At 64.0% G+C, this 23,728-nt stretch carries 20 protein-coding genes and 1 tRNA gene; 12 read left to right on the plus strand and 9 right to left on the minus strand.

Features of this window, described 5'->3' with window-relative positions; genetic code table 11:
- Positions 1–42: 42 nt before the first annotated feature.
- Positions 43–858 (minus strand): carbohydrate ABC transporter permease, encoded by an 816-nt coding sequence (locus A5773_RS14005; RefSeq protein WP_066949185.1) that lies wholly within the window; start codon positions 856–858, stop codon positions 43–45.
- Positions 845–1,714, minus strand: a complete 870-nt coding sequence (locus A5773_RS14010) for a carbohydrate ABC transporter permease (RefSeq protein ID WP_156659292.1) — start codon at positions 1,712–1,714, stop codon at positions 845–847. The genes A5773_RS14005 and A5773_RS14010 overlap by 14 nt, the downstream gene beginning before the upstream one ends.
- A 74-nt stretch (positions 1,715–1,788) precedes the next feature.
- On the opposite strand from A5773_RS14010, the gene A5773_RS14015 reads away from it, so the two are divergent.
- From A5773_RS14015 to A5773_RS14035, 5 genes are all read left to right on the plus strand, one after another.
- The gene (locus A5773_RS14015) at positions 1,789–3,306 is read left to right on the plus strand and encodes a TldD/PmbA family protein (RefSeq protein WP_066949225.1); all 1,518 of its coding nucleotides are present in this window, start codon (positions 1,789–1,791) and stop codon (positions 3,304–3,306) included.
- Entirely contained in the window at positions 3,303–4,676 is a 1,374-nt protein-coding gene (locus A5773_RS14020) for a TldD/PmbA family protein (RefSeq protein WP_066949178.1), read from the plus strand. Before A5773_RS14015 ends, A5773_RS14020 begins: the two co-directional genes overlap by 4 nt.
- 40 nt (positions 4,677–4,716) lie before the next feature.
- Positions 4,717–5,583 carry a carboxymuconolactone decarboxylase family protein gene (locus A5773_RS14025; RefSeq protein ID WP_066949175.1) on the plus strand — a complete coding sequence of 289 codons (867 nt, stop codon included), beginning with the start codon at positions 4,717–4,719 and terminating at the stop codon, positions 5,581–5,583.
- A 393-nt stretch (positions 5,584–5,976) separates the two neighbouring features.
- On the plus strand, positions 5,977–6,399 hold the full coding sequence (locus A5773_RS14030; RefSeq protein WP_066949172.1) for a hypothetical protein: 423 nt from the start codon (positions 5,977–5,979) through the stop codon (positions 6,397–6,399).
- A 297-nt stretch (positions 6,400–6,696) separates the two neighbouring features.
- A complete protein-coding gene (locus tag A5773_RS14035) occupies positions 6,697–7,092 on the plus strand; it encodes a DUF732 domain-containing protein (protein ID WP_197505438.1) in 396 nt (131 codons plus the stop codon).
- A gap of 123 nt (positions 7,093–7,215) precedes the next feature.
- Here A5773_RS14035 and A5773_RS14040 read toward each other — a convergent pair whose 3' ends face one another.
- On the minus strand, positions 7,216–9,825 hold the full coding sequence (locus A5773_RS14040; RefSeq protein WP_066949169.1) for a cation-transporting P-type ATPase: 2,610 nt from the start codon (positions 9,823–9,825) through the stop codon (positions 7,216–7,218).
- Between the two features lie 204 nt (positions 9,826–10,029).
- Between A5773_RS14040 and A5773_RS14045 the strand changes: the two genes are divergently transcribed.
- The 4 genes from A5773_RS14045 to A5773_RS14060 all read left to right on the plus strand — a co-directional run bounded on the left by A5773_RS14045 (position 10,030) and on the right by A5773_RS14060 (position 13,915).
- Positions 10,030–10,106, plus strand: a tRNA-Ile gene (locus A5773_RS14045).
- Positions 10,107–10,464: 358 nt separating this feature from the next.
- A complete protein-coding gene (locus A5773_RS14050; RefSeq protein WP_067791344.1) occupies positions 10,465–11,718 on the plus strand; it encodes a cytochrome P450 in 1,254 nt (417 codons plus the stop codon).
- Positions 11,711–12,409, plus strand: a complete 699-nt coding sequence (locus A5773_RS14055; RefSeq protein ID WP_066946029.1) for a TetR/AcrR family transcriptional regulator — start codon at positions 11,711–11,713, stop codon at positions 12,407–12,409. The genes A5773_RS14050 and A5773_RS14055 overlap by 8 nt, the downstream gene beginning before the upstream one ends.
- A gap of 303 nt (positions 12,410–12,712) precedes the next feature.
- Entirely contained in the window at positions 12,713–13,915 is a 1,203-nt protein-coding gene (locus tag A5773_RS14060) for a cytochrome P450 (RefSeq protein ID WP_066946025.1), read from the plus strand.
- Positions 13,916–13,952: 37 nt separating this feature from the next.
- Here the strand turns inward: A5773_RS14060 and A5773_RS14065 are convergent, their stop codons facing one another.
- The 6 genes from A5773_RS14065 to A5773_RS14090 form a co-directional block, all read right to left on the minus strand.
- On the minus strand, positions 13,953–14,348 hold the full coding sequence (locus A5773_RS14065; protein WP_066946022.1) for a nitroreductase family deazaflavin-dependent oxidoreductase: 396 nt from the start codon (positions 14,346–14,348) through the stop codon (positions 13,953–13,955).
- 45 nt (positions 14,349–14,393) lie between these two features.
- Positions 14,394–14,807 (minus strand): limonene-1,2-epoxide hydrolase family protein, encoded by a 414-nt coding sequence (locus A5773_RS14070; protein WP_066946018.1) that lies wholly within the window; start codon positions 14,805–14,807, stop codon positions 14,394–14,396.
- Positions 14,808–14,885: 78 nt separating this feature from the next.
- The gene (locus tag A5773_RS14075; RefSeq protein WP_067791346.1) at positions 14,886–16,001 is read right to left on the minus strand and encodes an NDMA-dependent alcohol dehydrogenase; all 1,116 of its coding nucleotides are present in this window, start codon (positions 15,999–16,001) and stop codon (positions 14,886–14,888) included.
- Complete coding sequence (locus tag A5773_RS14080) at positions 15,998–16,198, minus strand: ferredoxin (RefSeq protein WP_067791348.1); 201 nt, start codon at positions 16,196–16,198, stop codon at positions 15,998–16,000. The genes A5773_RS14075 and A5773_RS14080 overlap by 4 nt, the downstream gene beginning before the upstream one ends.
- Before the next feature lie 5 nt (positions 16,199–16,203).
- Entirely contained in the window at positions 16,204–18,552 is a 2,349-nt protein-coding gene (locus A5773_RS14085; protein WP_067791350.1) for a CaiB/BaiF CoA-transferase family protein, read from the minus strand.
- Positions 18,553–18,771: 219 nt separating this feature from the next.
- On the minus strand, positions 18,772–19,461 hold the full coding sequence (locus A5773_RS14090; RefSeq protein ID WP_066946009.1) for a TetR/AcrR family transcriptional regulator: 690 nt from the start codon (positions 19,459–19,461) through the stop codon (positions 18,772–18,774).
- A gap of 225 nt (positions 19,462–19,686) precedes the next feature.
- On the opposite strand from A5773_RS14090, the gene A5773_RS14095 reads away from it, so the two are divergent.
- From A5773_RS14095 to A5773_RS14105, 3 genes are all read left to right on the plus strand, one after another.
- Positions 19,687–20,913, plus strand: coding sequence for a cytochrome P450 (locus A5773_RS14095; RefSeq protein ID WP_197505721.1), 1,227 nt, complete (start codon positions 19,687–19,689; stop codon positions 20,911–20,913).
- Between the two features lie 65 nt (positions 20,914–20,978).
- Complete coding sequence (locus tag A5773_RS14100; RefSeq protein WP_082948236.1) at positions 20,979–22,184, plus strand: amidohydrolase family protein; 1,206 nt, start codon at positions 20,979–20,981, stop codon at positions 22,182–22,184.
- Positions 22,185–22,192: 8 nt separating this feature from the next.
- Positions 22,193–23,716 (plus strand): aldehyde dehydrogenase family protein, encoded by a 1,524-nt coding sequence (locus A5773_RS14105; RefSeq protein ID WP_067791352.1) that lies wholly within the window; start codon positions 22,193–22,195, stop codon positions 23,714–23,716.
- Positions 23,717–23,728: the final 12 nt, after the last annotated feature.

Here is a 23,728-nt window from a genome sequence, read left to right on the forward strand (position 1 = left end):
CCGGAATCGCAGCCGTTACGGCAATCTCGGCGCGCGAACGGCTCACTTGAGCCCCGAGACGACGATCGATGCGACGATGTGACGCTGGAAGACGACGAACAGCGCGATCAGCGGGACGATCGCGACCGTCGTCGCCGCCATGACCAACGTCCACTGCGAGTTGAACCGCGACTGCAGATCGGCCGTCGCCACCGTAAGCACCCGCCACTTGTGGCCACTGGTGATCACCAAGGGCCACATGAAGTTATTCCACTGCGAGACAACCGTGATCAGCGTCAAGGCGGCCAACACCGGTCGGCTGGACGGAATCACCACGTGCACGATCACGTCCAAGGTGTTGGCTCCGTCCAGGTGGGCGGCGTTGACCAAGTCGTTCGGGATGATCCGAAAGTGCTCCCGCAACAGGAAGATCGCGTACGGCGAGCCGAACATGAAGGGCAGCACCAGCGCCCAGAACGTGTTACGCAGGCCGAGCTGGGCCATCATCAGATACAGCGGCACCACCGTGACCGTCCCCGGCACCATCAACGTCGCGATGTAGACCCAGAACAGAGCGTCGCGCCCCGGAAACTGCAAGCGGGCGAACGCGTATGCGGCCAATACCGAAAAGGTCAACTGGCCCACCAGGATCACCGCGGTCATCAACGCGGTCACCGCCGCCGCGCGGCCGAATCCGGCTCCACCGAGGTCGGCGTAGTTGGACAGAGTGAATGGTCGTGGCAGCTGCAGCGGCGTACCGGTGGCGAACTGGTGCGCCGAGGTGAACGAGGTCAACAAACCAAGGAGAAAGGGGACCAACGTGATCAGCGCACCGAGGATGAGCCCGCCGTAAATGGCGAGCCGGCTAAGTGAGGTCATAGCTGATCCGCCGCCGGAAGTAGAGGTGCTGCACCATCGTGGCGCCGATCAAGATGACGAACAGCACCACCGCCATCACCGACGCCCGCCCGATGGCCGCCGCGCCAAAAGCCTCGGCGTAGATGCGGTGGGCTACCAGATCGGTGCTGCCCCCCGGTCCGCCGCCGGTCAACGCGTAGACCATGTCGAAAACCTGTGCCGTGCTGACAATTCCGGTCACCAACACGAAGAACGTGGTCGGCCGCAGCATGGGCAGGGTGATGCGCCAGAACCGTTGCCAAGCGGTGGCGCCGTCGGTGCGCGCGGCGGCGTGAATGTCGTCGGGGATCGCCAGCAGGCCCGCCAGGAACGACAGGGAGACGTAGCCGACGTTGGTCCACACGACGACGGCCGACACGAGCGGCAGGGCAAAGCTGGGGTCCGAAAGCCATTCGATGCTGTGTCCCAGCAGGGTGCTCACGGCCCCGTCGGTCGGGGCCAAAATCCAGCGCCACAGCACGGCGATCGCCAGCGGCGCGCAGATCCAGGGCAGCACGTAGAGGGTGCGGAACAGGCCGGTGCCGGGAAGCTGGCGGGCCAGCATGGACGCGGCCAGCAGGCCCAGCACCGTCTGCGCCGGCACCACGATCGCCACGAAGAGAGCCGTGACGATCAGCGAGTTGGCGAAGTTGCGATCCGTCAACACCGACCGCCAGTTGGCCACGCCCACATAGTGCAGCGGGCCCAGCAGGTCCCAGCGGTAGAGGCTCAGCCAAATCACCACGAGGATGGGCAACAGCAAGAAGGCCACGACGCCGAACAAGCTGGGCGCCAGCAGGGCATAGCCCAGCGCGGTGGAACGAGGCTGTGTCCTCAGGGCGCCGCTGGCCATGGAGGTAATTAAAGCGGGCGGGGCCGGGGTTTGGGGTGAACGGCCGTTACGGTGGATCCGTGACACCGAACCGGGGGATCGATGCCGACTTCCTGAACCTGCCCCGCCACCAGTTGGCCGAGGCTGCGCTTTCGGCGGCCGGCGCGGCCGGCGCCAGCTATGCCGACCTGCGGGTTCACCGCATCGTCACCGAGATCATCCAGCTGCGTGACGGCGAGCTCGAGACGGCGGTTGTCAACCGCGAGGTCGGTCTGGCGGTGCGGGTGATCGTCGATGGCACGTGGGGATTCGCCTCGCACGCCGAGCTCGCGCCCTCGGTCGCGGCCGAGACGGCGCGTCGCGCCGTGCAGGTGGCCACCACCCTGGCGACGCTGAACAGCGAGCACGTCGAGTTGGCGCCCGAGCCGGTGTACGCCGACGCCACCTGGGTTTCCGATTACCGGATCGACCCGTTCAGCGTCCCGGCGAGCGACAAGATCGGTGTGCTGGAGGAATACTCCGGCCGGCTGCTCAGTGCCGACGGCGTCGATCACGTGTCGGCCGTTCTCACCGCCGTCAAGGAGCAGACGTTCTACGCCGATACCTTCGGATCGTCGATCACCCAGCAGCGGGTGCGGGTGCAGCCGTCGCTGGAGGCGGTGACCGTCGACGCGGAGGCGGGCAGCTTCGACTCGATGCGCACGCTGGCCCCGCCGACGGGGCGCGGCTGGGAAGTGCTCGCCGGCGACGAGGTGTGGAACTGGACCGACGAGCTGGCGCAGTTGCCGTCGCTGCTCGCCGAAAAGGTCAAGGCGCCCAGCGTGACGGCGGGGCGCAAGGACCTGGTGATCGATCCCACCAACCTGTGGTTGACCATTCACGAATCCATCGGGCACGCAACAGAATACGACCGGGCCATCGGCTATGAGGCCGCTTACGCGGGAACGTCTTTCGCCACGCCGGACAAGCTCGGCACCATGCGGTACGGCTCCCCGGTGATGAACGTGACCGCCGACCGCACCGTCCAGCACGGGTTGGCCACCATCGGTTACGACGACGAGGGGGTGGCGGCGCAAAGCTGGGATCTGGTGCGCGACGGGGTGTTCGTCGGCTATCAGCTCGACCGGGTGTTCGCTCCGCGTCTCGGGCAGCCGCGGTCCAACGGGTGCTCGTATGCCGACTCGCCGCATCACGTGCCGATTCAGCGGATGGCCAACGTGTCGCTGCAGCCGGCGCGCGAGCACGTCAGCACCGCCGACCTGATCGGCCGCGTCGAGGACGGCATCTACATCATCGGCGACAAGTCATGGTCAATCGACATGCAGCGCTACAACTTTCAGTTCACCGGCCAGCGGTTCTTCCGCATCCGCGACGGTCGGCTGGATGGTCAATTGCGAGACGTCGCCTACCAGGCCACCACGACCGATTTCTGGGATTCCATGGAGGCCGTGGGCGGCCCGTCGACCTGGCGGTTGGGCGGCGCGTTCAACTGCGGCAAGGCGCAGCCCGGCCAGATCGCCCCGGTCAGCCACGGCTGCCCGTCGGCCTTGTTCCGCGGCGTCAACGTGCTCAACACCCGGACCGAGGGCGGCCGATGATCACCCCGCAGCATGTCGTCAACCTTGTGTTGGAGGAGGCCGCCAAGCTCGGCGGTGCCAGCGAGACCATGGTGCTCGTCACCGACAAAGTCGAGGCAACGTTGCGCTGGGCGGGCAATTCGATGACCACCAACGGTGTTTCGGTCAACCGCAGCATCACGGTGATCTCCGTCGTCCGCGCAGGGTCCAGCGCACGGGTCGGCACGATGGTTTCCGCCGAGGTGGATCCGCGGGTGATCCCCGAACTGGTGGCGGCGTCCCAGGAGGCGGCCCGCTCGGCGCCCGAGGCCGGTGACGCCGCGCCGCTGTTGACCGATACCGGGGCGCCGGTCGATTGGGACGCGCCGGTGCCCGGAACCGGGCCGTTGGTGTTCGCCGATGTCGCCGACTCCTTGAGTCGTGGGTTCCGTGGCGCCGATCGGTTGTATGGCTTTGCGCACCACAGCGTTTCGACGACGTTCCTGGCATCGTCGACCGGAGTGCGCCGCCGCTACACCCAACCCGCCGGGGCGGTGGAGATCAACGGCAAGCGCGGCGACGCAAGCGCATGGGCCGGTATCGGCACGCCCGACTTCGTCGACGTGCCAATGGATTCGCTGCTCGAGGAGCTGTCGATGCGGCTCGGCTGGGCCGAGCGCCGCGTGGAACTTCCCGCGGGGCGCTACGAGACGATCATGCCGCCGTCCACGGTGGCCGACATGATGCTTTACCTGGCCTGGTCGATGGCCGGCCGGGGCGCACAGGAAGGCCGCACTGCCTTCTCGGCGCCGGGCGGTGGGACGCGGGTGGGGGAGCGGCTCACCGAACTGCCTCTGACGCTGTTCTCCGATCCGATGGCGCCGGGGCTGGCGTGCACGCCGTTCGTCGCGGTGAGCAGCTCGTCGGAGACGGCGTCGGTCTTCGACAACGGCATGGAGATCGGTCAAGTGGACTGGATCCGCAACGGGGTGATCAACGCGCTGGCGTACCCGCGCGCGACCGCGGCCAAATACGATGCCCACGTCGCGGTGGCCGCCGACAACCTGGTGATGACCGGCGGATCGGCCGAGCTTGCCGACATGATCGCGGCCACCGAACGCGGCCTGCTGCTGACCACGCTGTGGTACATCCGCGAGGTCGACCCCACCACGCTGTTGCTCACCGGGCTGACTCGCGACGGCGTCTACCTCATTGAAGATGGCGAGGTGACCGCCGCCGTCAACAACTTCCGGTTCAACGAAAGTCCGCTGGACCTGCTGCGGCGGGTCACCGAGGCCGGGGCGAGCGAGAAGACCCTGCCCCGGGAGTGGGCGGACTGGGCCACCCGCGCTGCCATGCCGTCCCTGCGGATACCGGACTTCTATATGTCTTCGGTGAGCCAGGCGCAATAGGCGATTGCCGCCGGGCCGGCCGCGTTCTAGCGTGTGACGAATGGTGGCTCCGGTTTCGGTCCAAGAAGATCAGCTCTCCCGGTTGGTGGCCCTGGCTCCGGGCTCGCCGGCGGACGCGCGCATTGCGGCCCTAATTCGGCGGACGTGCGCCCAGACGCTGTCGCTACCGCCACTGCCCAGTCCCGTCGATGTCGTCGCGCCCGAGTCGGAGGCCGAAGCCGTCGCCACCGAGTTCGCCGAGCAGTTCAGCGCCGACGTCTCCGCGATCACCGAAGGGCAGCGGTCCCGGTTGATCAAGCACCTGGGCGATAAAGCATTTGGCGTAGTGGTCCTGATGTATATCGCCGACTTCGTGCCGCGGGTGCGGGCCGGGCTGGAAGCGCTCGGAGTCGGATCGGGGTACTTGGGCTGGGTCGACGGCACCATCGAGTGGGACAGCACCACCGACCCGCAGGGGCCGGTGTTCAACGACTTCTTGCCCGCGGTGGCCCGGATGCGTGCGCTGGACCCGGTCACCTCCGAGCTGGTCCGGCTGCGCGGGGCGGCTCAGCACAATTGCCGGTTGTGCAAGTCGCTGCGCGAGGGCACGGCACTCGATGCCGGCGGTTCGGAGACGCTCTACGACGAGATCGATCGCTTCGAGTCGTCGGCGCTGCTCGATGACCGCGCGAAAGCGGCCCTGCGCTACGCCGATGCGTTAATTTGGACCCCTGCGCACCTCGCCGCCGACGATGTCGCCGAGGTGCGCTCCCGGTTCTCCGACGCCGAGGCCGTCGAGCTCACCTTTGACATCATGCGGAATGCAAGCAACAAAGTTGCCGTCGCTTTGGGCGCCGACGCCCCCAGGGTGGAGCAGGGTACCGAGCGATACCTGCTCGGAGCCGACGGCAAGACCGTCTTCAACTGAGCCGTTCGGCGGCCGAAGCGGCCCCGGTGCGGGGCGATTAGCCAATGGTCAAGAGGCTTTCGACCCTGCCTAGGAGGCCTCAGCGGGCGTGGATCGGACGACGGCCCGAGGCCCGGGGCGAAGTAGCGAATGTTAACCATCCGTACACGGTCACGCAAACTAAAGTTCGCCGCTCAGGCCGCAGGTACTGGCTAAATTTATGTCGCGACACCAAAACTCATATGTGAACTCATATGTGCCGGTGATCTCAGATGGCAGCGCCGCCTGAGTTTACGACCATAGACCGCGTGACTGTTAGCCGTTGCCCGGATCGCTGTCGGTTAGCAGTTACCACACAAGGCTTGGCTTGCGTCGGAGAGCAACTTCGCTTCCCACGCAGAGGGAGGACCGGAGATGACAACCACCCGTTCGCGCCCGCGCATGCGCGGGTCATCGGTCTGGGTTGCAGGCGTCGCGCTGGGGGCCTCGATGCTCGGTGGCGCGGTGCTGTCGGCGCCGCAAGCCTCGGCGTCTTGCCAATTGAGTCCGAAAGACGACCAGTACATCCAGCTGCTCGCGCAGAACAAGATGGTCCACAACGCCGACTTCAGCGATTGCACCGAGGCCGCCGAGGGACGGTGGTTCGCCGACCAGGTCCGCAACCATCCGAATCCGTTCGGAGAGGCCCAGGAGCTGGTCAACATGATCACGAACACGACGTCGATGAACCAGGCCCAGGCCGAGTGGGAGGTCGAGTCGGCGATCTACGTCTACGCGCCGGACGTGATCCCCAAGATCAAGGATCAGGCCGCGCACGCAGACTGGCCGACGGCGTAACGACTCGGCTCGCCAGCTAACTCAAGTAAGGCACCGGCACCGCCGGCATCGGCGATCAAAGCGAAGCGCGTGATTGCCCGTCGGCGGCGGCCGTCGATCGCCTGCGGGTCACCTGGCGGTCGGAAGCTTCTGAATCGCAACGATTTTGGCTAACCACTGTTCATTCATTGTTTGACGAACCGGTCGTTTGCGACGCTCGTCGACGGTGGTACTAGAGCGTTAGCGCGAAAGGAAAATCAGCAAATTTCCACGATGAGGGGGTCTGGAGAAGTGACGACTACACGATCGCGCGCGCAGATGCTGGCGGTGGGGGCCGCCGGCGTTGTGGGAGCCGCAATGTTCGGTGGTGCCGTGCTCACAGCGCCGCATGCCTCGGCGTCGTGCAACATGAGCCCCGCCGACGATCAGTACATCAAGCTGCTGGCGCAGAATAAGATGGTTCACAACGCGGATTTCAATGATTGCAGCGAGGCCGCCGAGGGACGGTGGTTCGCGTCTCAGATCCGGTCCAACCCAAACCCGTTCGGAGAGGGTCAGGAGCTGATCAACATGATCACCAGGACCACGCCGATGAGCCAAGCCCAGGCCGAGTGGGAAGTTGAGTCGGCGGTCTATGTCTATGCACCGGACGTGATTCCCAAGATGAAGGACGAGGCCGCGCGGCAAGTGCCCGGGCAGCCCGCGCCCGTGTGACGCCCCGATGCCGCCCCCGGCGGCGTACTTCGCGGGCGTGAGCTGGCCTGTGCGTAAGGAATGTTGAAGCGCCGAAAGGGCTTTGGCTCTTTGCGTTCGCTATGCAGTGAAACTGCACGAAGGTCAGGGATGCGCCTCAACCCGTACTGCGCGTGATTTCGAGGACGCTGGTCGGCGATGCGCCCGCCGGTACTTGTCCAGCGCGTCGACGCCAAACAGGAGCGGCATCGCGGCCAGGGCGACGGCCCAGCCCCACAGGGGTGGATTCCATTGACCGAGCAACCGTGCGATGGGTGGCACCCACAGTTCGACAAGGGAAAAGGCCAGCCCGATGAACGCCGCGGGCACCAGGAGCCGGTTGGTGACCCAACCCAACGCTCCCGGCCAGCGCGAGGAGGACCTGCACGCGAAGACGTTGGCGGTCTGGGCGAAGACGACGGTGATGAATGCCGCGCCGGATGCCATTGCCAGGTTGTGCCCGGTCGGGAATGGGTTCGGGGGACGCCAGCCGAGCGCCATCAGGGACACCACGAAGGCGGTGAGCGAGACGGCCGCCTCGAGCGGCCCTAGCACCCCGAAGGCCCGGCGCAGCACCGTGCGGTTCATTAGCCGGCCGTGAACCGGTGGTCCCTCGAGCAAGTGCTTCGCGGGCGGCTCGGCGCCGAGTGCGACCGCCGACAAGGTGTCGGTGCCGATGTCGAGCGCGATGATCTGCAGAACACCGAGCGCGAGTGGGAACAGGCCGCCCGAAAGCGCCCAGACGAGGAAAGGTGCCAGCTCGGCAACATTGTCGGTCAGGTGGTACGTCAGGAACCGGCGGATGTTGACGAAGGTGGCGCGCCCTTGCTCGATGCCGGCCACAATGCCTGCGAAGGAGTCGTCGAGCAGAACCAGGTCGGCCGCCTCGCGTGCGACGTCGGTGCCGGAGCGGCCCATCGCCACGCCGATGTCCGACTCGTGCAGTGCCGGCGCGTCGTTGACTCCGTCGCCGGTCATCGCCACCACGTGGCCCCGGGAGCGAAGGGCACGGGCGATGCGGAGTTTGTCCTCGGGAGAGACCCGAGCGATCACCACCCCGTCGTGGTCGAGGACGGCGGCGAGATGCTGCTCGTCCTCCGGTAAGTCCGCTCCCAACAGCACGGCGGAGTCGGCGGACCGTAGCCGTACCTCGTTGCCGATGGCCGTGGCGGTGGCCGGATGATCACCGGTCACCATCGCCACTTTGACGCCCGCCTTGCGGCACGCGTCGAGGGATGTGGAGATGTCTTCACGCGGCGGATCCTCGAGCGCCACCAGGCCGAGCAGGCGCAACCCCTGGTCGCATTCCTGCTGGTCCCGGGGGGTGCGACCATTCCTCGGGGCCGCGGCGACGGCGAGTACTCGGAGCCCCCGGGCGGTCAGGGTATCCACGGCTTGGTGCGCCGCCGGCTCGTCACCGCAGAGCGGAAGCACGGCGTCCGGCGCCCCCTTGACGACGATCTCGTCGGCCAGCGCGACAGCCATGCGGCGCAGCCGGGGATCGAAGGGGAACCGCAGCTCGGCGTGGGCGGTACGACGGTCTTCGACGGTGTCGATGCCCAGTCGTCGGGCGAACGTATCGAGGGCAGCCTCCATCGGGTCGCCGTGGGCCCGCCACTGCCCGTCGACTTCTTCGGCGTATCCAGTGGAGCAGCGTTCCCCGGCCAGGGCGAGCCGGCGAATGGGCTCCTCTGCGATTGGTGAGGACCACGTGAGCCGCGCTGTGGGCGAGTAGCCGGCGCCGTCGATGGTCAACGAGCCGGCCGGCGACCAGGCTTCGACCACCGTCATCTGGTTGCGAGTGAGGGTTCCCGTCTTGTCGGTGCAGATGAAAGTCGTGGACCCGAGCGTCTCGACGGCCTCGAGGTTGCGGACCAGGATCTGCCGCTTCGCCATCTGCTCCGAGCCCCAGGCGAGAGACAACGTCACGGTCGGCAGCAGCGCCTCCGGGACCAGGGCGACCGTGACCCCGATCGCGAACACGAAGGCCTGCTGGATCGGGTTGCCTACGAGCACAGAGACGAGCAGGAACAGCGCACCCACACCGATTGCGATCGCTGCGATGAGGCGGACGACGCCACGCAAACCGCGGGTCAGTGGCGTGTCCGGTTTCCTGGTCGAGGTTGTCAGTCGGGTGATGCCGGCCAGGCGGGTCTGTTGGCCGATAGCGGTGACCAGGGCACGCGAATCTCCTTCCACCACAAAAGTGCCCGCGAACAGGGGCTCGCGTGCTGCGACTGCGCCGGCCTCGCTCTCGCCGGTGAGCATGGAGGAGTCGACGAGCAACCGGTTCTGGCTGAGCACTACGGCGTCCGCGGGAACGCGGTCGCCGCTCTCGAGTAGCAGCACGTCGTCGACGACTACGTCCTCGGCCTCGATCACCCGCCGAGCGCCGTCGCGCAAGACCGTGACGCGCGTCGGCAGCATCTCTTGGAGCCGGTCGGCGGCCCGGTCTGCCCGCGCTTGTTGGATCAGGGAGAAGACCCCGTTCAGCACGATGACCGCGATGATGGCGCCGCTGAGTTGGGGCAGCTTCGCCATGAAGGCGAGCACCGCGGCTGCCCAAAGCAGCAGGGCGAAAAAGTGCGTCAGCTCCCCGAGCAGCCGGCGAGCGGTCGACGGCCGCCTCGCCGCGGGGAGCTTGTTGGCACCGCCCTGCGCGCGTCGCTTGGTCGCCTCGGCGGTCGTCAGGCCGAGCGTCATGACGTCGGCCATGGCTCTCCTCTCGCTGAGCGCGACGTGTGATCTCTCGGCGACGATGCCAAGTGCTGTGGCAGGGCCCCTCACGATTCGTCGCCAGCAACCGACGAAATGCTATAACCGGCGCGGCCGAACGGCCGAACACCTGATCTGCCCGGGATCCCGCCCGGCGGACATCGATGTCGGCGTTCGGCTACCGTTTCCTACGGAACATCGCTAGGGGCGGTAGCTCAGTTGGTTAGAGCCGCGGACTCATAATCCGTTGGTCGCGGGTTCGAGCCCCGCTCGCCCCACCAGGTGTTTTGTGAAGCTAGAGGGCCTGCGCGGCGTCCCGTTCCGTGCTGTTCGCCACGGCTCAAGGGGCGCCACGTCCACGCCGCGTCCACAGGGCGTCCACACACCGGGTCATGAGCCGTGTGAGTCAGCAACCCGACTCCGCTACTGGGCTGCCTTCAGGGCACTACATGAGGTTGGGTTCTGCTGAACACTGAGCGGACGTTAAGACCATAGAACGTATGATCACAGCAGGCGATTTGTCTCTTGAACACGCGATTTATCACGTTGCATTGACTAACTTAGGACGCTGGTCATACGCTTTTGGTATATATGTCCGTAACTGACGCCTATCTGGCTCCAACGGAAGTTGAGACACCGATGAACGCCCACAGCACCGCCCCCAACGTCCTCGACGCCGGCCTGCCCACGTTCAATTACAGCCTCACCGCCACGCCGCACGACATCCTCGAGGATGTCCGAGAGGCGCAATCGTGCGCGCCCATCGCGATTGGGCCCCTCGGCCCGGAAATCCTTTCGTACGATATGGCTCGGGAAATCCTGCGCGACAACAGGTTCCGCATGCCGCCCGGCATCACGCTGGCGGCGCAGGGCATCACCTCGGGCCCGCTATACGACAAACTGATGAGCAGCCTTTTAGGCCTCGAGGGCGCCCCCCATACTCGCTTACGCAAGCTGGTGTCGAGAGCGTTCACCCCCCGCGCCACAGCCGGTCTTCAAGACACGATCCACGAAGTGGTGAATGGCCTGATTGATCGGGTGATCGACGCCGGACGATGCGAGGTCGTGAGGGACATTGCCCGCCCTTACCCCACCCCCATCATGTGCGCGCTGATCGGCGCGCCCCGCGAGGACTGGCATCTGTTCGCACAATGGACTGACCACATCTTCAAGGCCTTCAGTTTGCAGACCGACGCCACCTTCGATGAAGACGCGATCATGCGCGCCTGGGGTGAACTCGACGCGTACGTCGACGACATGGTCGCCGCTCGCCGAAACAACCTGACCGATGATCTGCTGTCCGAGCTCATCCGCGCCGAAAGCGACGGTGACCGGCTGAATCTCGACGAACTGCGCAGTCTGGTGGCCGGCTTCCTGATGGCGGGAACGGATACGACGCGAAACCAGCTGGCCGCGTCGGTGCAGGTGCTCTGCGATCATCCGGATCAATGGGCGAAGCTGGGCGACCAACCAGAACTTGCGATGCAGGCGGTCGAGGAGAGCATGCGTCACTCACCGGCGGTCTGTATCGCGCCGCGCGCCGCCACCGAGGATGCCGAATTCGGCGGCTACATGTTCCCGGCAGGGACTTTCGTAGTCGTGAATACCTTTGCAGCCAATCGTGATCCAGCGATCTATGACGATGCTGACCGCTTCGACATCGCACGCCAGGATTTGCCCGCAATTCTGACCTTCGGCGGCGGTGCGCACTATTGTCTCGGGGCGAACCTCGCACGTCGGGAATTGGCAGAAGCGCTTACAGTCCTCACCCGACGTCTCCGTGCGCCCCATCGCGTCGGTTCGGCCCCGTGGAAATCCCTGCTGGGAATGAGCGGCCCCGAAACACTCGAGATCAAGTTCGAGGCCGAAAGCCTCGTGACGGCGGATGCGTAGTCGCGGCTGGGCGGGATCTACGCCCGCCTCGGACGAGGAGGCAATCGACCGCATTCTGAATGCGGTGGCCGATGTGGTCGCCGAACACGGACCAGCGATACGCCTGGCCGACGTCGCCCGGAAAGTCGGAGTCACTCGCCAGACGGTGTACCGCTACTTTCCCAATGCCGACGCGCTGCTCATCGCCAGCGCGATGCGTGCGGTCGACGGTTTCATCGACCAAGTCGCGGAACACGTTCGGGGACTCAACGACCCAGTCGCGGCAATCGTCGAAAGCGTGTCGTTTGGAATCGACAATCTTGCCGGTGATCCACAGCTGGAAAATCTGCTGACCCGGCGGCATGAGGGCGAAGCCGCCACCTCTTTGACTTCCGACACGGCCATCACAATCTGTTTGTCTGTCTTCCACCGGTTCGATGTGGATTGGAAGCTGCACGGGTACGACGGCACCGCGCTCGCTGAACTCGCCGAAATGACCCTGCGCACAGTGCAGTCCATCCTGACCGATCCCGTACAACCACCCCGCGAGGGAGTCGAAATGCGCCGGTTCATTACTCGATGGCTCGGTCCAGCGATCCTCTATCCACGGATGGCGTCGCTATCGATCCACGAACGACACGCATCGGTGGACCGCCACTTCGAAACAGAAAGACGCACCTCGCTGTCGCAAACTGGGCCCCAAGGAGATTGAGGCGTCGCGTACCCGCCATCGATGGAAATCAGCCGACCCTCGTTCACGATTAGTTCGAGGCGCCGCGGATGCCCACGCCCAGGTCATGAGCGGTCGTGTCGCAGGCGATTGACGGATCGTGAATGAAATTTCATAGCCAGGGGGGGATTACTAAGTCATTGACTGAATTGCCCTGCGGCGTCAGGATGAGCACGGTTGTGCGTGGCTCGATTATCGCGGCTCGCAGGTGCGTGCTGTCCTGACCTACCCAGTAGTTCGTCCGACGAACGGTCGGATGCGCCCGATGGAGGGAGTTGCAGATTTATGGGTGTCAAGACTGCGAGTGAGGTGTTCTACGACCCCTACGATGTCGAACTCAACGCCGACCCGTATCCGCTGTTTCAGCGGCTCCGCGAGGAGGCGCCGTTGTCCTACAACGAACAACACAGCTTTTACGCGCTGAGCCGATTCGACGACGTGCATGCGGCGCTGAATGACCATGAGACGTTCAGCTCTGCCCGGGGCAACATTCTCGAGTTGATCAAGGCTGACATGCCGATTCCGCCCGGACTGTTTCTGATGGAGGACCCGCCCCTTCACGACATCTATCGGCAGAGCCTTTCTCGCATGTTCACACCACGCAAGATGAGCGAGGTCGAGGCCACCGCACGGCAATTCTGTGCCGAGAGCCTAGATCCGTTCGTCGGTACCGGGGGCTTTGACTTCATCGCCAATTTGGGTGCCGAGATGCCGGTGAGAGTCGTGTGCAGGCTGCTGGGAATTCCCGACGAGATGCGGCATGAGGTCCTCGACCTCGCCGAAGGTCACGTCAACACCGAAGCCGGCGGGGAAATGAAAGCCGCGTCCTCAGGGCTGGAAACAGGGCAGTTATTCGCCGACTACCTCGACTGGCGCGCTGAACACCCCTCCGACGACATTGTCACCGAATTGCTCGGCGTCGAATTCACCGACCTCGATGGCACGACACGGGGGTTGACCCGTGAGGAACTACTGATTTGCATCACGCTGGTGGCTGCGGGCGGCGCCGAGACAACGACCCGCCTAATCGGATGGGCGGGCAAGGTTTTAGCCGAGCATCCCGAGCAGCGGCGGGAGCTGGTCGCCGATCGCAGCCTGATTGCCGGCACAATCGAGGAGCTGCTGCGTTTCGAACCCCCCGCGCCACACATCGCGCGCACCCTCACACGCGATATGCCGTACTACGGGCAGCACGTGCCAGCCGGCAGCATCATGATGTTGCTCGCCGGTGCTGCGAACCGTGACCACCGGCAATTCCCACCCGATGGTGACGTCTTCAACATTCACCGTAAAGCCGGAGCCCATGTCGGCTTCGGTGTTGGCGTGCACTACTGCCTGGGAGCGTCATTAGCCCGGATGGAGGGACGCGTGGCACTCGACGAGGTGCTCAACCGCTTCCCCGAGTGGACCATCGATATGTCTGGGGCACGCATGACCACAACATCGACAGTCCGAGGCTGGGAAAGGTTGCCGGCCGTCCTTGCATGAAAACGCCGCCTCAACTTCTTCGCTCTACTGCCCAAAGTCACTGCGTGGAGTTGACTTTGGTCAACACCAGCGCCGCTTCGTTGTACGGAAACAGGCGGTAGAACACACCAGATAGCCCCGTAACGAGCGCTGCGCCCTCAGCTTTACTCAGGAGGCGGGGATTGGCGAGCGCGATACTCTTGCCGCGCTTGTGCAGCACCGCCTGTCCACTGGCGAACACATTCGTCAACCAGTCCGATTTCAGCCCGTACCCGATCAGAACGACGAAGCCGTCGTGGATGGGAAAAACCAACAGCGGCGTTCGATAACGCTTGCCTGATTTGCGTCCGACATGTTCGAGGGTCCCTTGACCGGGAAGCCATGGCGTGATCGACCGAGCCGCTGGATTGGTGACTCGACTATTGAAGTTTGCGACGGCCCTTGGCACGCGCATGGCTCCCTCATTCCCAACGAAGCTCGAAATGATCAATGTCCCAACTCATGCGGTCGCCGGCACCAGGGCGCTGATGTCCTCACCTTGAAGGAGCTTGATCGTCAGATTCAGGTCGAAATAATCGGTCCAGCGAGTGATCCTTCCATCGTCATCGACGACGAAGGTCCCCATTACCGGGATGGCCGGCTTGCGTCCGTCCGGAGCCTGGATGTAGTCCAGGCGTTCGGTGAGCACCACGGAACCCTCGGTGGCGAGGTTGACGATTTCGAAGGCGTAGGCGTCCGGGAACATCGCGAACTGGGCGGCCATGTTCTCCACGATGGCGTCTGGTCCGGTGAAGGCGGGCATCCCCACATTCTGATAAACGGCCCCTTCGGCGAGGAGGGGACGCAACGCTTCGGGGTCCCGCCGCTCCATCAATGCGCAGAAGTGGCGGACGACATCGGCTGGCGAAGACATGAGTGAAATCCCTTCACGGCGAGTAGGTGAATCATCTTGAGCGGGCTGGAAACTGATACGGATTCGTCCTTCTAAGACTCAATGGTCGTGGATGATCACCCCACGGATGTTGCGGCCTGCGAGCATGTCGTCGTAGGCCTCATTGATGTCGTCGAGCTTGTACTCGGTGGTGACGGTTTCGTCGAGCAACAGCTTGCCGCTTCGATAGAGGCTTATGAGGCGAGGGATGTCGGCCCGCGGGTTGGCTTCGCCGTACAGGCTGCCCAGGAGGCGTTTTTGGAACAGCGTGAACAACGTCAGCGACAGCGTCGGCGTCACGTCGGACATCGATGCCAGGGCGGTGGCCACCACGGCACCGCCCTTCCGCACCGCATTGAGCGCGTCGTTGATCATCGCGCCTTCGAGCACACCCGGCGTGAGGATGGCCGAGTCGGCCATGACTCCACGCGTGATCTCACCAACCAACTGGGTTGCCTCCCCCATCGAGGTGACAAAGTGCGTGGCTCCGAATTGAAACGCTTTGTCGCGCTTGCTCGGCTCGATATCGACCACAACGATGTGCTCCGCCCCCGCCAGCCGCGCACCCTGAATGGCACCGCTGCCGATCCCGCCGCAGCCGACCACGAGCACCACGTCGCCGGGACTGACGTTCGCGGTATTGACGGCCGAGCCCCAGCCGGTGGTGACGCCGCAGCCGAGCAGACATGCGCGCGACAGCGGCACATCGTTGTCGATCTTGACCACTGAGGCTTCCGACAACACGCCCCACTGCGCGAAACTGCCGACGCCCGAGAGGGCTCCGATTCCCCGTCCTCTGGCTCGGCGCCGGAAGGTGCCGTCGGCCTGGACTCCCGCGAGGATGATCGCCCCGTAATCACAGAGGTTTTGATGACCAGTGGCGCACCAGCGGCAGCGACCGCACGCCGGCAGGAAAGATGTGACCACGTGGTCTCCCACCGCCACATCGCGCACTCCCGGGCCAACCTCTTGAACGATGCCCGCCCCTTCGTGTCCACCGATCAGGGGAAAACTCACCCCGAACATGTCGCCGGTGCGGATGTGGTGGTCGGAATGGCAGAGACCGGTGGCTTCGAACTCGACGAGTAACTCGCCTTCCTGCGGCGGATCGAGTTCGATCTCCTCCACCGACCACTTCTCGTTCAGCCCCCACAGAACTGCTCCCTTGGTCTTCATGGCGACTCCTTGACGATGTGTATGGCACGCTCGGGGCAGTTCGCGATTGCGTTGTGCGCCCGGTCTTCCCATCCGGGGGGAATATCTTCCACGGTGACGAAAGCGGTCCCTTCGTCGTCGATGTCGAACATTTCGGGATATGTTGCGTAACAACGGCTGTGGCCTTGGCAGATTTCCCTGTCGACATGAAGTTTCACGCTGTCTAGTCCAACCCGCCCGGTCTGGTCCCGATGACTCCTTTTTCTGTGAGCGCTGCAATCGATGCGGCGTCGACGCCGAGTAGGTCGCCGAGAATGCTCGCGTTGTGCTGCCCCAACGTCGGCGCCGTTGACCGATACCACTTGTCAACGCTGCGGTACTTGAAGGGAATCGCCGGCACGTGATGCCGTCCCACGATGGGATGATCGAGGCTTTCGAAAAAGCCTCGTGCGGCCAGCTGAGGGTGCATCGAACCGATCCTGGCGTCTACCAAATCCGCAGCCGGAACACCATGTTTGACGAGTAACTCTGCAGCGGCTGAGGAATCGTGGTGGCCAGCCCATAGCTCGAGATGCTTATCGATCACATCATGTGCCCGCACACGCCCTTCGTGAGTGTCCAACGCGGGGTCGTTCGCCCAATCCGGTTCACACAGAGCCGACTTCAGTAGGCGCCACTGCTCGTCCGTGGCGATCGAAATCGCCAGCCACCGCTCGGTCCCCGCGCATTGATAGAGCCCTTGTGGGGCGGCGTCGCGGCTGCGATTTCCCAGTCGCGATATCAGGTTGCCACAGGCGGTGAATTCGACCACCTGCTCGGCGGCCGCGTTGAGTGCGGCCTCAACCATCGAGACTTCAATGAACGACCCGCGGTCCGTTTGATCCCGTTGCCGGAGGCCGGCGAGCATGGCGAATGCGGAGTGCATTCCTGCCAGTGGGTCACACGGGCCGCGGGGGATTCGCGGCTGGTCGTACTCGTGGCCGGTCACCCACGCCATTCCGGTCATCTGTTCCATCGTTTGCGCGAAACCCACGTTGTTGCGCCATGGTCCGTCGAGCCCGAACGCGGGCATTCGAACCATGACTATTCGAGGGTTGAGCTCACTGACGGTTTCCCACGTGATGGCGAAGTTGTCGAAGACGCGTGGGGAGAAGTTTTCAACGAGGATGTCGGAGCACTTGACAAGTCGGAACAACAGCTCCCGCCCTTGGGAGGAGGACAGGTCGAGGGTGAGTCCTCGCTTGTTGGTGTTGGTCGCCAGGTACATCCCCGACCGCTCCCACCACTCAGGCTGATTGGCGAACGCTGCCGCCGCCATCCGTGCGCCGTCAGGGTGGTGCGTCGACTCTAGGTGAATGACCTCAGCGCCCAGTGCGGCGAGAATGTGGGTGGACGAGGGGCCCGCCCACCACGCTGTCGCGTCGAGAATTCGTACGCCGTCCAGTGGAAGTCCCGGTGCACGGTCGGCAGCGGTCGCAATCCCGTTGTGGGCGGGTACTTTTGCCATTTCGCCGAGCGGAGGAGCACCGGCTGTTGGGGCGGGTCGTCGGCCATTGATCTGGTAGGGCGCCAGCGGGTGGGTGAAGCTGCCGTCGGCGTACGTGCCCCACACACCGCGCGCGGCGAACTGAGGGTGGTCCAACACGGTCTGGCCATTGTTGACTGGTGAGACGGGGATCCGCAGATCGGAGGCCAACGCGACGATCTCGTCTGTGGAACGTTGCGTCGTCCATTCCCGCACAATCTGATTCCACTCGTCCCGGCGTTCCCACCGCGTCGTGGCGAGTGCCCACGCCGGGTCATCGTCGAGCAGGTCCAGTCGGCCGATCATTGCCAGGAACGACTCGAATTGTTGGCGGGTGTTGGTGTTGAAGCCCACCCATCCGTCTGCGGTTGGTTCGATGGAAGGGATTTCAACCTGTCGGGCCGGCAGGGTCAAAGGGGGACGACCGGCCAACTCGTGGTAGAGGTCGGCGAATCCGCTGGCGCTGAGGTGACAAGTTTCCAGCAACGAGCAGTCAATGATTTCACCTGCGCCGCCGAGTTGAGCCCGACGCAATGCGCCAAGCGCCCCGACGGCGGCATAACTGGCCATGACCCATTCGAAGATTCGACCGCCCGCTTGAATGGGCGGTTGGTCCGGACGACCTCGCAACGCCAGGGTTCCGCTCTCTGCCTGGATCGTGAACTCCGTCGAGGGTCGGTCCCGGTACGGTCCGGTCAATCCGTACGGAGACAACGCCACGATCACCAGGTGTGGTGCACGCCTTAGTAGGGCCTCGCGGTCGAGTGCCCCAGGGCCGAGAGAATCGACGAACACATCGGCGGAAACGATCAGCGCCTCCAGGTCGGCCAACGAAGTGCCAACGACTGAGCGCTTGCCGGCGTTCAAGAATTTGAACAGCGCGTCGGCGTCGCTTCGATCGCCAAACGTTCTGCGGCGGAACGGATCCCCGTTTGGGGCTTCTATCTTTATGACCTCTGCTCCGAGGTCGGCGAACAACTTGGTGCAGTACGGGCCGGAGATCTCCGTCGCCCACTCGACAACACGAACCCCACGCAGAGCGTTCATCGCCTTGCGACTTCCCGCGTCAATGTCTTCGGAAGTGAGTTACTCGCGCCGATGGGTGCACACACGCCACTTCCTGTCCTCACGCTCGTGCCGGTCGACCAGGGTGTTCTGCATCCGCATTGGCTGCGGCTTGGCTGGCAACGACGCTAGCGATGGGAAACCTGAAGTGTCAAGTGTGACTCGATAACCACGGCCGCGGTGGGGCTCGTCAGGGAGCTCTTAGTCGGCCGCACGCACCTTGGGGGCCCGCTGGACCCGCCCGCCTCGCTTGGCGGGTGGCTTCATAGTTGACGTGCTTACGCCTTTGGCGAGGACCTGCGTACCCAGTTCGATCTGCGCGCGGATGTCTGACTCGCCCGTACCAAACCAGCGTGGTCCGAGGCTCGTTGTGAAGATGATGAAGTTAGCCAGCAGCTCCGCGAATAGGTCGGCGTCGACGTCGGCCCTGATCTGCCCCGCGGCTTGGTAGTGGCGAACGCCTTCGGCGATAACGGCCGTACGGCGCGCGTGATTGGGTTGCAGCACCCGCAGCGAGAAGTCCGGGTCTGACAGCGCCCGACCGGAAATGTCCCAGCCGGGAACACCGCTGTCCCGGTCATCGATCCTCAGTCTCGCAAGAAAAAGCTGCTCGATGTAGTCCTCGAAGCGGGCAGGCAGGGCCGCCACGACTTGCTCTTCGGCCTCGCTGACGAGGTCCGCGATCTGTCGAGAAACAACTTGCTCGAAGATGCCTCGCTTGTCCCCGAAGTAGTGGAACAGCATCGCCTCCGAGCAGTCGGCGCGACGGGCGATCTCCTTCGTCGCCGCGGCCGCGTATCCCGCCTCGGCAAAGACCTCAGCAGCCGCTTCAAGGAGGGCTCGTTGTTTGCCGTCCTTGTCGCGAACTCGCCGCCGCGCGCCTGTAGTCATCACACACACTTTAGCGAGCACCCTTCGACTGAGGGGAAGCTCGCATGCAAGTGGTCTCAGATAGTTATCGAGTGCGACTTGACTCTGCTCGGTCGACGATTTACTGTGCTGCCAAAGCAAATTTCGGCGTGTGCGAGAAATCCGAGGGCCGGCGCAGATGGCACATGGACGGTGGCGTGACCACGGTGTCGGCATGCGCAGTTCCGGTGTCGACGAGGACGGCACATGTTGAGCAAATCACCGGAGGAACACGCCCGGAACCTCGATCTTCGTCATGAGGATTTCAACGACCAAGACTTCCTCTACGAGGTCTACGCAGTTATGCGAGAGGCGGGACCGTTCAGTCACCAGGATGTCCCATTCCTGGGCCCGACGCCGGGGGGTGCGTGGGTCGCCACCCGCTATGACGAGTGCTACGAGATCTTGCGGGATTGGCGCACTTTTTCCAGCAAGCCCGTTGGGATGGAAGGCTCCCCGATGTCGTTCGGTGACATCGTTATCACCTTGGATCCGCCACGGCAGCAGCAGCTTCGCAAAGTTCTCAACCCGTATTTCTCTCCTGGTCGCATGAAGGACTTGGAGCCGCAGGTGCGGGCGGTCACCGACGGGCTGATCGACAACTTCATCGAATTGGGCCGCGGCGATCTCGCCGACGTCGCATGGCAGCAGCCGGGGATCGTGTTCTTCCGGTATGTACTCGGCATGCCCGTTGAGGACGTGCCGCTCTACATCGAGACAGCTGACCTAGCGATCAACGGTGAGAGCGAAGAGGTCCGAAACGGTTCGATGACGAATCTCTACCTCCGCGTACGCGAGGAGATCGACAAACGCCGTGGTCAACCGCCGCGCGACGACCTGATCGATGTCTTGCTCGCCGCCGAAATCGACGGCGAAAAACTGAGCTTCGACGACGTTGTGGCGAATGTGATGCTGCTGGTGCAGGCGGGGCTCGAAACAACATCTAGTGCAATGTCGTTCGCCTTCTTCTATCTGGGCTCTCATGCTTCGGAGCGCGACCGGCTCGTACGAGAAGCCGAGTTGTTGCCCACGGCGATAGAGGAATTCATCCGGTTCGCCGGTTCGGTCCACGGGCTGCATCGCTCAGTGGCGGAAGAGGTTGAACTAAGCGGCCAGAAGTTCTGTCCCGGCGAGACGGTCGTCGTGAACTATGCGGCGGCCAACCGCGACTCGCGCGAGTTCGACGAGCCGAACAAGTGCATTCTCGACCGACAGACCAACCGCCACCTCGGGTTCGGGGCCGGCGTCCATCGCTGCTTAGGCTCCAATCTCGCCCGGCTCGAGTTTCGGGTGGGCGTCGAGCAGACCCTGAATCGGATACCGGACTACGCCATCCCCCCTGGGGCAAAAGTCGACTTCCACGGGAACTCGGTCACTCGGGGCTACCGCGCCTTGCCGGTCGTCTTCAGCCCGGGCGCCCGCGTCGCCCAGTGAGAGGCGGCTGGCGACCGCCGATATCGTCTCGCAACCAACGTAATAGCGACATCAGGGAGGAACCCGTGGACAAGCAAGATCTTCAATGGATGATCTCCGTCGATGACCACATCATCGAGCCACCGAACCTGTGGGTCGACCGCGCATCGGCCGCCGACCGCGATCGAGTGCCACACGTCGAGCGCATCGACGGCGTTGATACGTGGGTCTACGAGCAAGCGCGCGCGTCGGTGCTTGGCATCTTGGTCGCGGCTCACCAAAGGCCGGCCGAGTATTCCCCGCTGCCAGTGAATTACGACGATATGCCCCGCGCATACTTCGACCCGGTGGCCCGCATCCCTGACATGGACGAGGATCATGTGATCGCGGGACTGAACTTTCCCTTCTTCCCCCGGTTCTGCGGTCAGATGTTCGCCCACCTCGGTGACCGCGACCTGGGGCTCAAGTGCGTGCAGGCCTACAACGACTTCGTCATCGACGAGTGGTGCGCGGCCGCGCCCGGTCGCTACATCCCGATGGTCATCGTCCCGCTGTGGGATACCAGACTGGCCGTCGAGGAGACGTTACGATGCGCCGGCAAGGGCGCGAAAGCCATTGCCTTCTCGGAGAACCTGCACCCGCTGGGATTTCCGTCCATCCACTCGGGAGCATGGGACGATTTCTTCGCGGTGGTGAACGAGACGAAGATGCCGCTGTGCACGCACATCGGATCCTCCTCGGTCAGTCCCACCACGTCGCCTGACGCACCCTTTGGGGTGCAGGCGGTCAACATCAACCTCAACCTGGCGAACTCGACCACCGACTGGCTCTTCTCGGGGAAGCTGCAGAAGTACCCCGACCTGAAGATCGTGCTGGCCGAGGGAGGTATCGGCTGGATTCCCTACCTCATCGAGCGTGCGGAACATGTCGCCGCCGACTACCAATACCTGCGCGCCAACAACTGGGCGGTTGACCCGGCAACGATGCGTTTGACCCCCGTACCCACCGACCCCGAGATTTTTCCGGAGTCACCGCGCCAGCTCTTCCGCGACCACATGTACGGCTGCTTCATCGAGGATGACTTCGGGGCGGCTAACCTCGACTCCATCGGCGTCGACAATGTGATGATTGAAACGGATTACCCGCACACCGACAGCCTGTGGCCCAATTCCCTTCAGGTGGCTCACAAGGCACTCGACGGCCGGTCCGACCTCGACAAGTACAAAGTGCTGCAGGGTAATGCTCGCCGGGTCTTCGACTTTGAGCCCGCCCCGTACCCGACGCTGACATAGTTCGTTTGATGCGGGAGTACCAGAGCTTTATCGACGGCAAGTGGTTGAGCGACAACGCGCTCGGCGTCATCGACGTCATCGATCCGGCCACCGAGGAGTTGATCGGACGAGTCGTCGACGGCGGGCCAAAGCAGGCGACCATGGCGATCGAGGCCGCCCGACGGGCTTTCGACGAAGGTCCGTGGCCGTGGATGTCGGTGCGGGAGCGCGCAAAGGTCATCAAGCGGTTCGCTGACATCCTCGACGAGCGCATAGCGGAACTTCGAGAGCTAGTCGTCGCCGAGATCGGCTCGACGAGCTTCATTACCGACCTGGTGCAGGTTGGCGGCGCCATCGAGGCCGCCCACTACTACGGCGAGTTCGTCGAACACGATGTGACGTGGGTGGAGACACCGGGCGGCCCGGTGGTGTCGCCGACCGGCCTGGGCGGCGTGACGGTGGTCCGCGAACCGGTCGGGGTGGTCGGAGTCATCACCCCGTTCAACTTTCCTTTCTCGATCAACATCCAAAAGTGCCTGGCCGCATTGGCCGTCGGCTGCACCGTGGTACTCAAGCCCCACCCGTGGACCCCAATGAACGCCCTGGAGCTGGCCAAGGTGGGAGAGGAAGCCGGCCTTCCGCCCGGGGTGTTCAACGTCGTCGTGGGCGGCGCGGACGTGGGGGAGGAGCTGTGCACCCACCGAGGCGTCGACATGATCGGATTCACCGGTTCGACAGCGACCGGTCGACGCATTCGTGAACTATCGGCGGCAACCATGAAACGCGCACAGCTGGAACTCGGCGGCAAGAGCGCGCACATCGTTCTCGACGATGTCACCGAAAGTGACGTTGCGGGAATAGGATTCGGACAGGTACTGATGCATGCCGGACAGGCGTGCACCGTCACGTCGCGACTTCTCTTGCCCGAGCACCTGCTCGACGCGTACGTCGATGGCTTGAAAGCGATGGCTCCGATGATCACGGTCGGCGACCCGCGTGATCCCACCACTGTCGTCGGGCCGCTTATCAGGGATCAGCAGCGTCAGCGAGTCGAGTCGTTGGTTCAGGCCGGGGTGGAGGAAGGCGCGTCGCTGGTGGCTGGTGGCAAACGTCCCGAACACCTCAAACGCGGCTTTTACTACGAGCCGACGGCATTCGTCGACTGCCGCAACGACATGCGCTTGTGCCAGGAAGAGGTGTTCGGGCCCGTGCTGGCGGTGATGACCTATCGCTCCGAAGACGAAGCCATCCGCATCGCTAACGACTCCATCTACGGTCTGGCGGGTTTGGTGATGACCCGCAATGCCGCAAGGGGATTCAACGTCGCCAGGCAGATCCGAACCGGCACCATCATGGTGCAGACGGTCGCACCCGGTGCCGACCTAGGAGCCAATCCGGGTGGCGGGCAGGGGCCCGGCTGGTCTCTGCCGGCGCGCGGAATGTTCAACGGCGGCGGCCCCTTCGGCGGATTCAAACAAAGTGGGCTCGGCCGCGAGCAGGGTCGCTGGGGCTTCGAGGAGTACACCGAGCTGAAATCAATCACCATGATGTAGCGGGGAAAGGTC

The organism is Mycobacterium sp. 852014-52450_SCH5900713 (genome assembly GCF_001667075.1).
GTDB lineage: Bacteria > Actinomycetota > Actinomycetes > Mycobacteriales > Mycobacteriaceae > Mycobacterium.